The organism is Paenibacillus sp. 481 (assembly GCF_021223605.1).
Classification (GTDB): Bacteria; Bacillota; Bacilli; order Paenibacillales; family Paenibacillaceae; genus Paenibacillus_B.
In genome coordinates this window covers 2,722,163-2,736,754 of sequence record NZ_CP075175.1, presented here as the reverse complement: position 1 = coordinate 2,736,754, position 14,592 = coordinate 2,722,163, and the positions used below count along the sequence as shown (strand labels likewise).

Here is a 14,592-nt window from a genome sequence, read left to right as displayed (position 1 = left end):
GCTCTACTGTGGCTAGGCAGGAGTGTTATCGCCCTTCATTTGTGAACGTTGTGTGAAATGAATCTGGGCGTTCACTTTGCACGCCGAAACTGTGCAAAATCGCACTGACAATGCGCTGTGACGCCTTGCCATCACCGTACGGATTAGCTGCTCTGCTCATGCGAGAATACGTCGCTTCATCCGACAAGAGCGCCTTCGTACGAGCGTAAACTTTCTCCTCATCTGTGCCAACCAACTCCAACGTACCCGCTTCGATTCCTTCTGGTCTCTCTGTCGTGTCGCGAAGCACAAGCGCCGGAATACCGAATGATGGCGCTTCTTCCTGCATACCTCCCGAATCCGTCAAGATTAGGTGCGTATGTGGATAAATGTTGTGGAAATCTACAACATCTAGCGGATCGATAAGTTTAATACGCGGGTGATCGCCAAGCATGGCATGCGCAGGCTCGCGTACAGCCGGGCTCGGATGCACCGGATATACGATGGCGATGTCTTCGAACTCGTCCGCAATGCGACGAACAGCACGGAAAATGTTACGGTGCGGCTCACCTTGGGACTCACGACGATGCGCTGTCATCAGCACAAGGCGCTTGCCTTCAGCCCAATCCAACACCTCGTGCGTGTAATCGTTACGAACCGTGTACTGGAACACATCTGTAGCTGTATTACCTGTAATATAGATTTGCGGCTCTTGCTTATTTTCTTTGCGCAAGTTGTTAGCCGACCAATCGGTAGGCGCAAAATGCAAATCAGCAATGACGCCTGCCAATTGACGATTCATTTCCTCTGGGTACGGAGACAGCTTGTCCCACGTACGTAAGCCAGCTTCGACGTGACCTACTTTGATTTGCTGCAAGAATGCCGCGTAACTAGCTAGGAACGTCGTCAATGTGTCACCATGTACAAGTACGATGTCCGGCTTCACTTCTTCCAGTATCGGCTGCAAGCCTTGTAGGACACGAATTGAAACATCGTTCAACGTCTGGCTCTGCTGCATAATATTCAAGTCATAATCGGGCTTAATATTAAAAATTTCAAGCACTTGATCTAACATCTGGCGGTGCTGTCCTGTTACGCACACGATGGATTCAATATGCTCGGGATGTTTTTGCAATTCCAAAATAAGCGGTGCCATTTTGATCGCTTCAGGGCGAACGCCGAACACCGTCATTACTTTAATTTTAGACATGAATCTGTCCTCCGTTAGCTCTAATTCAGTCGCCAGCTTATGCACTATACAATATTACTTCGTGCCAAATAGACGATCACCTGCATCGCCAAGGCCTGGCACAATATAGCCATGATCGTCCAATCTCTCATCAAGTGCAGCCAAATAGATGTCTACGTCTGGATGAGCTTCTTGGAACAGCTTTACGCCTTCTGGAGCTGCGATCAGACACATCAACTTCATTTGCGTGCAGTTGCGCTTCTTCAACGCATCGACAGCAGCAATTGCTGAACCGCCCGTAGCAAGCATCGGATCGATGATGATAAGCTCACGTTCGTGTACATCAGTAGGAAGCTTTGTGTAATATTCAACTGGTTGTAACGTTTCCGGGTCACGGAATAAGCCTACATGACCGATTTTCGCGCCGGGGATCAACTTAACGACACCGTCTACCATACCAAGACCTGCGCGCAAAATAGGGATCAAACCGAGCATACGGCCAGCGATAACTTTCGTCTCTGTTTTTGCTACAGGAGTCTCGACGGTTATCGTTTGCAGACGCAACTCACGTGTAATTTCATATGCCATCAACGTGGCAACTTCATCAACTAACTCACGAAACTCTTTTGTCGTCGTGCGCTTGTCACGAATTAATGTTAGCTTGTGCTGAATCAATGGATGATCGCAAATGATCACTTTGCTCATAGAACAATGTCCCTCCGCTATAAACTCTCTTCTCGTCACGACCAAAATGGTCCTTGTTGTAAACAGGGTCTATTATAACATTGACAACCTAGGACTGCACGTGTTCGACATCACTTTTCGGCCAACTTCTGATAATTATCGTCTTTATCTGCTGATCGTGTGCTTTACTATTTGTAAGCATTCCTGAAGATCGTTATACATAATCCGTAAAAAAGAGGCCGCTGCACTTGTCGCATCGACCTCTTCATTTGGGTATGATCCTTTAATTTTTACATCCTTACATTTTTACATTCATAATTCTATAATCACATTTCTATTGCCCGCGTACCCGTACACGTTCCCATTCAAGCCTGATTAGCCACTAGAGCAGCCCGATCCACAGCCGGGGGATGCGTCTCCATCTGATGAACACGAGGAGACAGGTGATTTTGATGGTCGGGACGAGCATGAATATGCAGTACCGCAGCTGGACGTGCTCGTGGCCGCCTTATGCTGATCATTGCTTATATCATCCAAGAAAGGCTGCATTGCTTTTTCATAGTCATTATCGTCTGTCATATTCCAAGATATGATTAGCATGATTGTTGCTGCCCAAGTTAAATCGCGACTATTGGAACAATCCGAGCAGCTACAAGACTTTCGGTGTACATTATTCCCTCTGCCTTCAAGATCAGACTCCCAATTGGATAATTTCGCTGATTCTATACTTGTTCTAGCTTGGCTCACTAAATAATTGACCGCTGTACTTACTTCCTCAATCGTGACAGAGGTCACGGGATGAAAAAGCTGTCCGGCTGTAGATGTCATGGAGCGCTCTGTTGTACTCGACTCCAATAACTGAAGTATGTTAGAGTCCATTCGATATTGGAAAAACTCCCCCCATATCGCCTCCGTATACGGTGTATGCGCAAACAACTGGCTATACACCCAATCAAACCATGCCCGTGCATGTGGCATTGGCTCTAATTGCGCAGCAACGTTTGGGCGGTGGTGAAGTTTAACACCTATATAATTTTGACACCAGCTGTCGTATTCCTCTGTGAACATAAGCATTTCATGCCATAAATCATCTACTTTTATGCTAAACATATGCGACTCACGCAAAATACCGCTAATGATAAAAAAACGATCCAGCTCCAGTTTGCGCCATTTGTATTCCGCAACTGACATCTCTGGGTGCTCAGCGAATGTCCGCGTACGCAAATGATTTGCAAAGCCAGCAGGCCATGCCTCCTCATAACGCACAACTAAAGGATATACAGGATGCTCCCTGTCTACGCCAAGATGCAGAGGTGGGTTTCCTTTAAAGACAAGTTGGCGATTTCTTCGTTTAGTATGTTCCCTATACAAATAAAGGATTACAAGAACAGAAATAATTACAATCGAAATTATTAGTCCCATGATTGAAGTCATCCGCACCTTCCCCCTTCGCCTCTACAAAATCATTTCTCCTCTCCATTGTAATTGCATTTGGGAAATTCGGGAAGAGATGTGTCAAAAAGAAAACCCGAAAATGGCTATGCTGTAATAGCAAAACCACCTTCGGGTTCTCAATTGTTAATGATATTAATATTTAAGCGCAGGATACAACGGATATTGCGCTGTAAGATCGCGAACTAGACCGCGCGCTGTGTTAAGTGTCGCTTCGTCTGTCGGGTTCTTCAGCGTCATAGCAACAGCTTTAGCGATTGTGCGCATTGCTGCTTCATCCATACCGCGTGAAGTCGCCGCTGGCGTACCAAGACGAATACCGCTCGTTACAAACGGGCTTGTCGGATCGAACGGGATCGCGTTTTTGTTCGCTGTAATGCCGACAGAGTCGAGCACTTTTTCCGCGTCTTTACCTGTAATGTTAATGTTACGTGTATCGATAAGCATCAAGTGGTTCTCTGTACCACCGGATACGAGGTTCAAGCCTTCCGCAATCAAGCCTTCTGCCAATGCTTGAGCATTCTTCACCACTTGCTCCGCGTGCTGCTTGAAGGACGGATCTAATGCTTCGCCAAGCGCAACAGCTTTCGCCGCGATAACGTGCATCAACGGGCCGCCTTGTGTACCAGGGAACACAGCTTTATCGATCGCTTGTGCCCATGATTTACGGCATATAATCAAACCACCACGTGGACCACGCAATGTCTTGTGCGTCGTAGTCGTAACGAAGTGTGCATGTGGTACTGGGTTAGGGTGCAAGCCCGCAGCAACAAGACCGGCGATATGCGCCATATCAACCATAAACAATGCGCCTACATCGTTAGCGATGGCAGCAAGTGCTTCAAAGTCGATCGTGCGTGGGTATGCACTTGCACCTGCCACGAGCATTTTCGGACGATGCTTAAATGCCAATTTGCGAACTTCATCGTAATCGATGCGGAACGTTTGCTCGTCCACACCGTATGCAACGAAGTTGTACAGAACGCCAGAAGCATTAACTGGGCTACCGTGCGTCAAGTGTCCACCGTGCGCCAAGTTCATGCCAAGCACCGTGTCACCAGGTTTCAATGCTGCCAAGTAAACAGCCATGTTCGCTTGTGCGCCAGAGTGCGGTTGTACGTTGACGTGTTCTGCACCGAACAACTCTTTAGCGCGGTCGCGTGCGATATCTTCGACGATATCAACGTGCTCACAGCCGCCATAGTAGCGTTTACCAGGGTAGCCTTCCGCATATTTATTCGTCAGCACTGTGCCCATTGCTTCCATAACCGCTTCGCTGACGATATTTTCAGATGCTATCAATTCGATGTTGTCACGTTGACGTTGAAGCTCCAAGTTCATTGCCTCAAGTACTGCAGGGTCTGCTTTTCTCAAATGATCTACCATTTAATTCCCTCCCAAATAATTTACTGATTTGGATTTCTCTCGACAATAGTCGAAAACGATAAGATCTAGCGAAGGCTGAATGTTTTACAGTGTAGACCGATTTCCTACACTAACACCATACATTCTGTTGACAGATCTGCAAACTACTGAAGGTGATTGTATCCATGTTGATGCTGTGCCATTTGAATGATTCAGCGCGATATCACAAATGCACATGCACATGCGCATTCTTACGGTTATTCGCGTGCTTATTCGAATGGATATTCGAGTGCTTATTGCAAATGCTTATTCACAGTTGCCCGCTGCATCCTGCGGCAGCTGATAGACGGCCCGCTCACCGCCAATAAGCTTCGGACGCGTACGCGCCATCGCGACGCGTGCCTCACCAATAAAGCGCACCTCAGTACGCAATGGTACGGCAACGTGACGCAAGTGCATGCCAATAAGCGTCTCCCCGATGTCAATGCCCGCATGTGCGGAAATAGACTCCGCCAGACAAGCATCTGGCAAGTGCAGGTATGCACTTGCAGCCATAGAGCCACCCGCTTTCGGCACCGGAACTGCTGCCACCTCTTCGAGGCGGTACATGTCCAATGTCCGCCGCTCTACGACTAATGCACGGTTCAAATGCTCGCAGCATTGATATGCGACATGGAGCCCATATTCCGTGCGCAGTACATCGAAGCCTGCCAGCAGTTGCTGTGCGATCTCGATAGCTCCTGACGTTCCTATGCGACGGCCGATGATTTCACTCGTACTGCATCCGATGACGACGATTTGGCCGGACTTTAGCTCAGCCGCCTCTACAAGCGTTCGTGCTGCACGTTCCGCTGCTGCTGTCACTTGCTCAACACGCTCAGCGGATTGTGCATCACGGGAACGCTTAAGCTCATTTTCAACATGGTCAATGCTGCTGTTGTTATCATTCATCCTGACCACCTCCCGCTAAATGAAGCATCTATGTGGCTTGGTGTTTATGTTGTGGAAATGTACTTCTGTTCGATTTCCGACACTTTACGAAGGCGACCCATATGGCGTTCACCTTGGCTAAATTCTGTCGATAACCAGACACGCGCGATTTCTTGCGCCAGTCCTGGACCGACGACACGCTCGCCCATCGCCAGCATGTTCGTATCGTTATGATCACGCGTCGCTTGCGCGGAAAATAAATCATGTACAAGTGCGCAGCGAATACCTGGCACTTTGTTGGCTGCGATCGACATACCAATGCCTGTACCGCATAGCAAAATGCCACGGTCTGCCTCACCTTTTGCAACCATTTCAGCTACAGGTAAAGCATAATCCGGGTAGTCTACGGAATCGGAACAATTGCATCCCACATCGATAACCTCATGTCCAAGCTCCTGAATAACAGCGATAATATCATTTTTCAGACGCACGCCACCGTGGTCTGCTCCAATTGCAACTTTCATCTTTTCATCCTCCAATCAAAATCGTAACCTATACGTGTAACATAACCATTCATTAACAGCACTAACGCAATACGGAACGATAAACTAGTTCATCCAAGTCCAAGTTCGTATCCATCTGCACGGCTATTCATGACCAAGCTATAGGCTTATTATAGCGAATTTTTTACGTAAAGACGAAAAAAAGAGCATAGCATGACTAATGTCATACACTGCTCTTTTGCCCAGGCGACCGGCCGTATCGTTCGATGCTCCACCGTGGTTGCCCACTTCCGTCGCCAGTTACATCGAACCTTGCGTTTGCATTTGATCATAGCGCATTGCCTTAGGAAACGCAATTATTTTTTCGCAAGCTTATCTAACAATAATTCGACCATCGCTCGAATTTCCGCAGCTGTTGCTTGATACTGTTCAAGCGAGCCGCCAAAAGGATCCGAAATATCTAAATTGGGACACTGTCGCTGCAATTCAATCAGTTGTGCCCGCTCTTCTTCTGTTGGCTGTGTGCCAAGCGATAACTTTAATTGCAAATCAGCAATTAGCGCCTGCAACGCTTGTTGTGCTTGCTCTGCCTGTTTATGATCTAAGACGTATTCCTTTAAGGTATACGTCTTGTCCGTCATTTCTGGAAATTGATACAGCACTTGCTGCTTGTGTCCTACTGTTAAGGTCAGTACTAAATCAGCCCACTGAATATCTTCTTGATTCACACTCGTGGATTGAAAAGAATCATTGGAAGCATCATACTGCTTAAGTACTTGAGCAGCATGCTCCGACATCGAAGTGCCGTTCCAAGCGGCCACGCCTGCTGATTTCACTTCCACCTCAATACCACGTTCCTGCGCCAGCTTGCGCAATAATGATTCCGCCATCGGGCTGCGACACGTATTTCCGGTGCAGACAAACAATATTCGATTCATCATGCAAATCTCCCTCCGTCCTGCTTTACAAAGTAGCTAGATCGAGTTGTATATATTTTACCCTTTTCAAGAGGGAAACAAAAACAAGACACCAAAGGCTAACAAAATAGCACCGCCCGCTGCCTCACCATATTCACCTAGCCGCTGTCCGATGCGATTGCCAAGCATTAATCCAAGCACAGACATCAAGCCACCAAACAAACCAAAGGCACAGATCGTCAACCATAGATCGGAACGGTAAAGCCCTAATGACACACCCACGGAAAAAGCATCTACGGAAACGCTGGCAGCGAAAAGAAACATGCCTCCGAGCGTACTAATATCAATCCAATCCGATGAAGAACCTTTTAAAGAGCTATATAGCATATGAATCCCGAGCATGATGAGCAAGCCGCCTGCGGCAAAGGTAGTCATGTTCCCGAGCACAGCTGTCATATACACACCTGTAAGGATACCAATTAACGGCATTAATATGTGAAACATGCCTATAACGAAGCTAACTCGAAGAGCATATATGTGCCGTACTCCTCTCATCCCGATGCCTAAGCAGAGTGAAAAAGCATCGAATCCAAGCGCAACAGCCATAATGATTATCGTTGTCCACTGTCCCGCCGACTCGATCGTCTCCCACATGGCTCTCTCTCCTCGTCCCATTATCTATTTCAACCTATGCGGACAAGGTCATAAACATGACGGAATGGGACTGGTGATTAGAGTATGCTACTCCTTGCTTATAGTTGGATGACTCGATGCCCTGCCGCCTTCACCAGGCGGTTCATGACAGCCATACCGATTCCTTCAGAAGGACATGCTTCTGCATAAATAACGGAGGCCCCTGCTTCGTCAAAGCTGCGTAACGCATCGTACAGACGCTGCGCCGCTTCTTCTAAGTGGGCTAAGCTTCCTAACGAGACGACAGAGTCGGCCTGATAACGGGATACGGTTTCGTTGAAAGCAAGCACTCCCGTCGTCTCACCGCGATGCTTTGCCTCGTCTAGTGCATGTTGTATCCATGTCGAGACTTGATCCGTATCGCGGCCTTGCACGAGCTGCATGGTACCCTTAGGGGCGTAATGTGCATATTTCATTCCCGGGGAACGGGGGGCCGCATCGTTTCCATGATCCGCTTGTGTACCGGATGCCCATTCAGAACCTCGCACCATATCTCCCGCAGGATCTACTGCTGGATCGACCGTGACGACGGCTACTACTTCACGCAGCATATCTACGGTAATTCCACCTGGACGCAGCACGTGCACACGATCGCCAATAAGCTCTACAACGGTGGACTCCAGTCCAACACCTGTAGTCCCACCGTCAACGATGCCGCCGATGAGGCCGTCTAAATCGTCACGGACATGCTCGGCTTTGGTTGGACTTGGTCTGCCGGAGCGGTTTGCACTCGGTGCAGCAACAGGGCAGCCCGCTGCTGCGATTAAAGCAAGGGCAATCTCATGTGCAGGCATGCGCACACCTACCGTGTCCAAGCCAGCCGTTACGCGCGGTGATAATGAATCCGGGCGAACGGGAAGGACGATGGTGAGCGGCCCAGGCCAAAAGCGCTTCATCAAGCGACGTGCTGTATCTCCATAAGGCATGACCAGCGCGTCAAGCTGGGCTTGCTCGGCAATGTGAACGATAAGCGGATTGTCTGATGGACGTCCTTTAGCTGCAAAAATACGTTCCACAGCAGCGGTATTGCGAGCATCTGCACCTAGCCCGTACACCGTTTCCGTTGGGAAGGCTACTGTCTGTCCAGCTGCCAACATAGCAGCCGCTTCTCGCAGCATCGCACCCTGCTCAGTAGTAGAAATAGTAGGCGTAGTAGGGGCATTGGAAACATTAGAAGCATCGGCTATATGCCACCAACGTGTCGTACTCGCTTCTCCTTTTTTCAACCCTAACTGCTCACTTCGGACGTGCGCCGCTTGCCCGTGCTGCGTATGCTGCTCATTCTGTTCGTTCATATTCAATCCGTCCTTATATTTAATCATGTTTATTATTAACAATAGAAAAGATGCCGAATCGACTCCGACATCTTCTTTATTTAAGGTTACAAGTTCAATTATTTAGTTTTAACATATACACCTTGTTCTCGCTAGTCCAATCTCAAATCACATATTGACTGCTGCTCGCTAACTACTCGCTGATTATCCAAACAACGCTTTCAACAAGTCGCCTACTAGGGTGAAAAAGGAAGCGATAAGATCCCACAGAAAAAATCGAACTTCTTGCGTTTGACCAGAGTTATTAGAATGATCAAAGTTATCAGCGTTATGTGAACCATTAGAAGCGGAGTCGCTCTCTTTTGCTGTTGCAGATTCGGATTTGTTGTTGTTCGTCTGCTCGGATTCACTGCTCTTCGCTTGCGCAGTGTCCCCATCTATGAAACAGAGTGGAGGAAATAGTACGCACCACCAGTTCTGACCTTCACCAGTGCCTAACGTTATACGTAGCGCCTCGTAGTCACCGGCAGGATAGGCTTGTCCTCCATACCATTTTGCCGGAAAAGGTACGACTTTCAGTTCTAACTTTGCGGTATAAGATACGTTGTATGATTGCAATACTTCGCTGGCAGCTTCATCGAGCTGCTCCATATTTGCAGTTATGAGTTCGCGGGCTTCTGCACGCGTTTGTGGCTGTTTGGCTTGTCCTTGACTGTCATCTGCGGCTAACCAACCGTTCATCACTTCTACGATGCGGTCTCTTACCGCACGTTTGATGATTTGGTCTTGTGCACGATCAGAGTTAGCCAAAATACGAAGTCGGATCGCATCCTCGGGAATAACGGTCGAATTGACAGTCGTTGCTGTTGTGGATGTGGTTGTTATATTTGAAGTCGTTGTTACTGCTGATGCCTTTGTGGTTATTGTCGTTCTTGCTTCAGCCGCTTGCATGCGGCTTTGTTCCCAACTCATCACGGTTCCCGTCACTAATGTAATAACAGCTAAACCGAGCACGAATACACGTAAGTTCATGTGATTCTACTCCTTGTGAGGTTGGGCGCGCCTCTTGTCTATCATTATGTCCGGTAGGAATCTATTTAAACGTGTAATCTATCATTTGCACAAAAAAATAGAGCCCCCGTTGGGGGCTCATGTGTACACGATGTATATTACCTGCTTGAGCATGCGGAGATTCCCGATCACTTGCTCTATGCACGCTCACTTATGATCACTTAGCACACTTAGAGCACCTTAGCTCACTTAAAGTACTTAGAGCACGTAGCACACTTAAAGCACGTAGAGCACTTAGAGTGCCTAGCTCACTTAGAGCACTTAGCTCGCTTAAGCCCGCACGCCGATAACGTGCCGTTCTATGCCCGCTAAGTCCTCCACGATGCGCAGGCGGGCGTTGTAGCCCGCAGCTTCGAGCATAGCTGCCACATCACGAGCTTGCCCTTGGCCAACCTCAAAGCCGATTAAACGCGGCTGCTCGGCTAACAGGGATAGCATGGCAACAAGTCGGCGGTAAGGGTCTAGCCCGTCCGGCCCGCCGTCCAGCGCCGAGCGCGGCTCATGATCGCGCACCTCGCGCATAAGCCCTGCAATGTCCTCCGCAGGGATATAAGGTGGGTTGGACACAAGAATGTCCAACCGCTTGCCTGCGAATGGCTCTAGCAGGTCGCCCTGCTGCCACAGCATACGCTCTGCTACGCCAAGCGACTTGGCATTGCGCCGTGCGACTACAAGCGCCGCAGGTGAAATGTCGGCGGCGGTCACCCGCCATGCTGGACGCTCATGCGCAAGCGTACAGGCGATAGCACCACTGCCCGTGCCGATATCAGCCACGGCAAGCGTCGCATCATCCTGCCACAGACAGCCTGCTTCTTCGAGCAGCGCCTCGACGAGCAGTTCAGTCTCTGGACGCGGAATAAGCACGTCCGATGTAACCGCAAACGGCAAGCCATAAAAATATTGCTCTCCGATAATATATTGCGTCGGCTCACCAAGCGCCCGCCGTGCTATGGCTTCCTCGTACAATGCACCTGCCTCATTTGCTTCAGGGAACTCATCCATCAGGCGAACCAAATATTCCGTCCGCTCCATGCGCAGCACATGACGCAGCAGCAGCTCAGCATGATGCGCCGCATCGTCTACCCCGTTCGCCGATAAAAAAGAAGAAGCCTGTACCCAGGCTTCCCTTATCGTTAACGGCAAAGCGAGGCAGAAGCGGTCATGACCTTGCGGTCCCGCACCATTCAACCCGTCGCTTTGTCTACTCATGCTAAATTCTCACGCTCCAACAACTCTGCTTGCTCCGTCATTGTCAACGCCTGCACGATCTCTTCCATATCGCCATTCATGACTTGATCCAGCTTGTGCAAGGTCAAACCGATACGGTGATCCGTTATACGGCTTTGTGGATAGTTGTACGTACGAATGCGCTCAGAGCGATCTCCCGTACCAACTTTACTCTTGCGCTCGCCCGCATACTTCGCCTCTTCTTCTTGACGTTTAATGTCAAAAATACGGGCACGAAGTACTTGCAACGCCTTCGCTTTGTTATCGTTCTGCGACTTGCCGTCTTGACATGTCGCCATGATACCTGTCGGAATATGTGTAACACGTACCGCCGACTTCGTCGTATTAACAGACTGTCCGCCTGCACCAGAGGAACAGAACGTATCAATACGAATATCTTTATCTGAAATTTCAACTTCGATCTCATCAATTTCCGGCATAACCCCAACCGTCGATGTGGACGTATGAATACGACCGCCCGATTCTGTTGCTGGAATACGCTGAACGCGGTGCGCGCCGCTCTCGTACTTCAACTTACTGTACGCGCCTTTGCCGCTAATCATGAAAATAACTTCCTTGAAGCCGCCCAAGTCGCTGATGTTCGCTTCCATCAGCTCCGTACGCCAGCCTTGGGAGTCTGCATAACGCGTATACATGCGGTACAAATCAGCCGCAAACAACGCTGCCTCGTCGCCACCTGCTGCGCCACGAATCTCAACGACAACGTTCTTATCGTCGTTAGGATCTTTAGGCAACAGCAAAATACGAACGCGTTCCTGCAACTCTTTTTCACGCTCTTGCAGCTCTTCGATTTCCATTTTTACCATTTCACGCATTTCATCGTCCAGCTTCTCTTGCATCATAGCTTTCGCTGCTTCAAGCTCACTAGACACGGTCTTATATTCCATAAAAGCTTCGTACGCCGGTTGTAGGTCAGACTGCTCTTTCGAGTAGTCGCGCAATTTTTTAGGATCACTCGCTACGTCGGGATCGCACAATAGCTCACTCAATTTGTCATAACGATCCGCTAGGGATTGCAAACGGTCTATCATCATGCCACGCTCACCTCTCTCATCCTCATTTAATCATAAGCTAGCTTTATCTATTAAACGTTAAAACGGAAGTGCATAACATCGCCGTCCTGCACCACGTATTCTTTACCTTCCAAACGCAACTTGCCTTGCTCTTTAACCACGTTCATCGAGCCACCTGCAACTAAATCGTTGTAGGATACAACTTCTGCGCGAATAAAGCCGCGTTCAAAATCAGTATGAATAACACCAGCTGCTTGCGGCGCTTTCATGCCCTTACGAATTGTCCACGCGCGAACTTCTTGAACACCAGCAGTGAAGTACGTGTACAAGCCAAGCAAGCTGTATGCCGCATTGATCAAACGGTCTAGACCTGAAGCTTCCAAACCAAGCTCCTCAAGGAACATCGCTTTGTCTTCGCCTTCAAGCTCAGCAATTTCAGCTTCTACCTTCGCGCTAATAGGTACTACTGCCGCATTTTCAGCAGCTGCAAACTCACGAACTTGCTGTACATACGGATTGTTGTCCGCATCTGTTACGCCATCTTCGCTAACGTTCGCCGCATACAATACAGGCTTCATCGTCAACAAATGCAAATCGCGAACAGTCAGCTTCTCATCTTCGCTCAACTCCAAGCTGCGTGCTGGCATGTCGTCATACAGAGCTGCCTTCAAGCGCTCCAACACTTCAACTTCAGCTAAGATTTTCTTGTCGCCGCTCTTCAAGCTTTTTTTAGAACGATCCAAACGCTTCTCGACTGAATCCAAATCGGCCAAGATAAGCTCAAGGTTGATCGTTTGAATATCGCTAATCGGGTTGACTTTGCCGTCAACGTGCGTAATGTTCTCATCTTCAAAACAACGTACAACGTGCACAATCGCATCAACTTCACGAATATGAGCAAGGAATTTGTTGCCCAAGCCTTCGCCTTTGCTCGCGCCGCGAACCAAACCTGCAATATCAACAAATTCAAATGCAGTTGGAACCGTGCGGTTAGGAACAACAAGTTCAGTAAGCTTCGTCAAACGCTCGTCCGGAACTTCTACGACACCGACGTTCGGGTCAATCGTACAGAATGGGTAGTTAGCAGATTCTGCACCTGCTTGCGTAATTGCGTTGAATAATGTGGATTTACCTACGTTCGGCAATCCAACGATACCAGCTTTCAATGCCATATATGATTACAACTCCTCAACAGTATATATTATCGTCATCGTGTTATTGCTTTATTGTATACATTCGCAGATTGATTTGGTTCGATCTATAGGCGCAACCTGCGTGTCGCTTATCCAGTAAAAATTCCTTAACCATTATAACCAACAACGCAGAAAAAACCTAGTCATCGACTAGATTTTTTCCGCATATTTATCCTATTAAACTTTTGTATCAGTAATCATCGTCCTTAATATGAATCCACGTTGCTTGCCGAAAACCGAGTACATCGTCGTCCGCTTGCAGCCATGCCTTAAAGTTTTCATCATCTTCAACTTGATTATCATTGACGATCGGGATAAAAACTTCCTTCACAACCTCTCCATCCCCAAACACAACCGTTTTGACCTGATCATCAAAATCTTTACCTGCATCTGCTGTTCCACTGCACAAGCACACCTGAGCCGTAATTTCCCCTTCATCCCCTTTGATACGTTCAATCGTAAGAATGACTCCCCCTTCGTCTTCCCACAGCCCATAGTCTGATAAGGTGAATTGAATTTTGCCTCGTTTTTTCCCGCCCCCTGGATCTCCGCATTCCGCTTGCTCACTTGCAGCTGTCGCCAACGTCGTTTTGTTTTTCTCATCTTTTACCGTCAGCTTTACGTTTTTGCTACTTTTCGGATCTTTAACCGAATAAATAGTGGCTGAACTTTTTCCATTAATCAGCACATAACCATCGTCCTTATATTTCTCTTGTCCGCTCGTCTTCCAATTGACGCCCCGTGCTTTTGTCGATTTGTTGTCAATGACCCATTTGTGAAAATTCGGTTTGTCCGAACAAACCGCATAGGCGACAACTAGCTTTTTTCCTGTCTCTTCATCATTGATTTCCAGTTCTGCTTCCGTTGTTGCCACCGCTTCTTCATTTGCAAATCCTGTGCCAGAGAACGATAACAATAGCATGACAACCAGCATGACTTTACTTAACCAACTTGTCAGATGAGAACGCTTTGTACGCATCGCTTAATCTCCTTTTACACAAATTGATACAATTTGTATCCAAGATAGCATATGATACGTTATGTATCTTGTCAAGCTACAGTGGATAAGCTTTGTGGCGAC

14 protein-coding genes and 1 riboswitch are annotated in these 14,592 nt (G+C 48.2%); all 14 genes read right to left on the bottom strand.

The window, feature by feature from the left end; all coding sequences use genetic code 11:
• Positions 1–25 precede the first annotated feature (25 nt).
• Positions 26–1,189 (bottom strand): non-hydrolyzing UDP-N-acetylglucosamine 2-epimerase, encoded by a 1,164-nt coding sequence (gene wecB, locus KIK04_RS12005; protein ID WP_232278449.1) that lies wholly within the window; start codon positions 1,187–1,189, stop codon positions 26–28.
• A gap of 54 nt (positions 1,190–1,243) precedes the next feature.
• The gene (gene upp / locus KIK04_RS12000) at positions 1,244–1,873 is read right to left on the bottom strand and encodes a uracil phosphoribosyltransferase (protein ID WP_232278448.1); all 630 of its coding nucleotides are present in this window, start codon (positions 1,871–1,873) and stop codon (positions 1,244–1,246) included.
• Positions 1,874–2,227: 354 nt separating this feature from the next.
• Positions 2,228–3,286, bottom strand: coding sequence for a glycine-rich domain-containing protein (locus tag KIK04_RS11995; RefSeq protein WP_232278447.1), 1,059 nt, complete (start codon positions 3,284–3,286; stop codon positions 2,228–2,230).
• Positions 3,287–3,439: 153 nt separating this feature from the next.
• Entirely contained in the window at positions 3,440–4,690 is a 1,251-nt protein-coding gene (gene glyA, locus KIK04_RS11990) for a serine hydroxymethyltransferase (RefSeq protein WP_232278446.1), read from the bottom strand.
• A gap of 285 nt (positions 4,691–4,975) precedes the next feature.
• Positions 4,976–5,620, bottom strand: coding sequence for a TIGR01440 family protein (locus KIK04_RS11985; RefSeq protein WP_232278445.1), 645 nt, complete (start codon positions 5,618–5,620; stop codon positions 4,976–4,978).
• 44 nt (positions 5,621–5,664) lie between these two features.
• Positions 5,665–6,123, bottom strand: coding sequence for a ribose 5-phosphate isomerase B (gene rpiB, locus KIK04_RS11980; protein WP_232278444.1), 459 nt, complete (start codon positions 6,121–6,123; stop codon positions 5,665–5,667).
• 212 nt (positions 6,124–6,335) lie between these two features.
• Positions 6,336–6,416: riboswitch (ZMP/ZTP riboswitch) on the bottom strand.
• A 42-nt stretch (positions 6,417–6,458) separates the two neighbouring features.
• On the bottom strand, positions 6,459–7,040 hold the full coding sequence (locus KIK04_RS11975; RefSeq protein ID WP_232278708.1) for a low molecular weight protein arginine phosphatase: 582 nt from the start codon (positions 7,038–7,040) through the stop codon (positions 6,459–6,461).
• Positions 7,041–7,106: 66 nt separating this feature from the next.
• A complete protein-coding gene (locus KIK04_RS11970) occupies positions 7,107–7,673 on the bottom strand; it encodes a manganese efflux pump MntP (RefSeq protein WP_232278443.1) in 567 nt (188 codons plus the stop codon).
• A gap of 98 nt (positions 7,674–7,771) precedes the next feature.
• Entirely contained in the window at positions 7,772–9,007 is a 1,236-nt protein-coding gene (locus KIK04_RS11965; protein ID WP_232278442.1) for an L-threonylcarbamoyladenylate synthase, read from the bottom strand.
• Between the two features lie 183 nt (positions 9,008–9,190).
• On the bottom strand, positions 9,191–10,018 hold the full coding sequence (locus KIK04_RS11960) for a stage II sporulation protein R (protein ID WP_232278441.1): 828 nt from the start codon (positions 10,016–10,018) through the stop codon (positions 9,191–9,193).
• Between the two features lie 309 nt (positions 10,019–10,327).
• Positions 10,328–11,266, bottom strand: coding sequence for a peptide chain release factor N(5)-glutamine methyltransferase (gene prmC, locus KIK04_RS11955; RefSeq protein ID WP_232278440.1), 939 nt, complete (start codon positions 11,264–11,266; stop codon positions 10,328–10,330).
• Positions 11,263–12,336: a peptide chain release factor 1 gene (gene prfA / locus KIK04_RS11950; protein WP_232278707.1), complete on the bottom strand. Its 1,074-nt coding sequence runs from the start codon at positions 12,334–12,336 to the stop codon at positions 11,263–11,265. Before prfA ends, prmC begins: the two co-directional genes overlap by 4 nt.
• Positions 12,337–12,389: 53 nt before the next feature.
• On the bottom strand, positions 12,390–13,490 hold the full coding sequence (gene ychF / locus KIK04_RS11945; protein WP_232278439.1) for a redox-regulated ATPase YchF: 1,101 nt from the start codon (positions 13,488–13,490) through the stop codon (positions 12,390–12,392).
• A gap of 211 nt (positions 13,491–13,701) precedes the next feature.
• Positions 13,702–14,490 (bottom strand): Calx-beta domain-containing protein, encoded by a 789-nt coding sequence (locus KIK04_RS11940; RefSeq protein WP_232278438.1) that lies wholly within the window; start codon positions 14,488–14,490, stop codon positions 13,702–13,704.
• Positions 14,491–14,592 lie beyond the last annotated feature (102 nt).

What these genes read in the sequence shown, in the direction of transcription:
- wecB (WP_232278449.1), bottom strand. Translation starts at nt 1,189, where the DNA reads ATGTCTAAAATTAAAGTAATGACGGTGTTCGGCGTTCGCCCTGAAGCG.
- upp (WP_232278448.1), bottom strand. Translation starts at nt 1,873, where the DNA reads ATGAGCAAAGTGATCATTTGCGATCATCCATTGATTCAGCACAAGCTA.
- KIK04_RS11995 (WP_232278447.1), bottom strand. Translation starts at nt 3,286, where the DNA reads ATGACTTCAATCATGGGACTAATAATTTCGATTGTAATTATTTCTGTT.
- glyA (WP_232278446.1), bottom strand. Translation starts at nt 4,690, where the DNA reads ATGGTAGATCATTTGAGAAAAGCAGACCCTGCAGTACTTGAGGCAATG.
- KIK04_RS11985 (WP_232278445.1), bottom strand. Translation starts at nt 5,620, where the DNA reads ATGAATGATAACAACAGCAGCATTGACCATGTTGAAAATGAGCTTAAG.
- rpiB (WP_232278444.1), bottom strand. Translation starts at nt 6,123, where the DNA reads ATGAAAGTTGCAATTGGAGCAGACCACGGTGGCGTGCGTCTGAAAAAT.
- KIK04_RS11975 (WP_232278708.1), bottom strand. Translation starts at nt 7,040, where the DNA reads ATGAATCGAATATTGTTTGTCTGCACCGGAAATACGTGTCGCAGCCCG.
- KIK04_RS11970 (WP_232278443.1), bottom strand. Translation starts at nt 7,673, where the DNA reads ATGTGGGAGACGATCGAGTCGGCGGGACAGTGGACAACGATAATCATT.
- KIK04_RS11965 (WP_232278442.1), bottom strand. Translation starts at nt 9,007, where the DNA reads ATGAACGAACAGAATGAGCAGCATACGCAGCACGGGCAAGCGGCGCAC.
- KIK04_RS11960 (WP_232278441.1), bottom strand. Translation starts at nt 10,018, where the DNA reads ATGAACTTACGTGTATTCGTGCTCGGTTTAGCTGTTATTACATTAGTG.
- prmC (WP_232278440.1), bottom strand. Translation starts at nt 11,266, where the DNA reads ATGAGTAGACAAAGCGACGGGTTGAATGGTGCGGGACCGCAAGGTCAT.
- prfA (WP_232278707.1), bottom strand. Translation starts at nt 12,336, where the DNA reads ATGATAGACCGTTTGCAATCCCTAGCGGATCGTTATGACAAATTGAGT.
- ychF (WP_232278439.1), bottom strand. Translation starts at nt 13,490, where the DNA reads ATGGCATTGAAAGCTGGTATCGTTGGATTGCCGAACGTAGGTAAATCC.
- KIK04_RS11940 (WP_232278438.1), bottom strand. Translation starts at nt 14,490, where the DNA reads ATGCGTACAAAGCGTTCTCATCTGACAAGTTGGTTAAGTAAAGTCATG.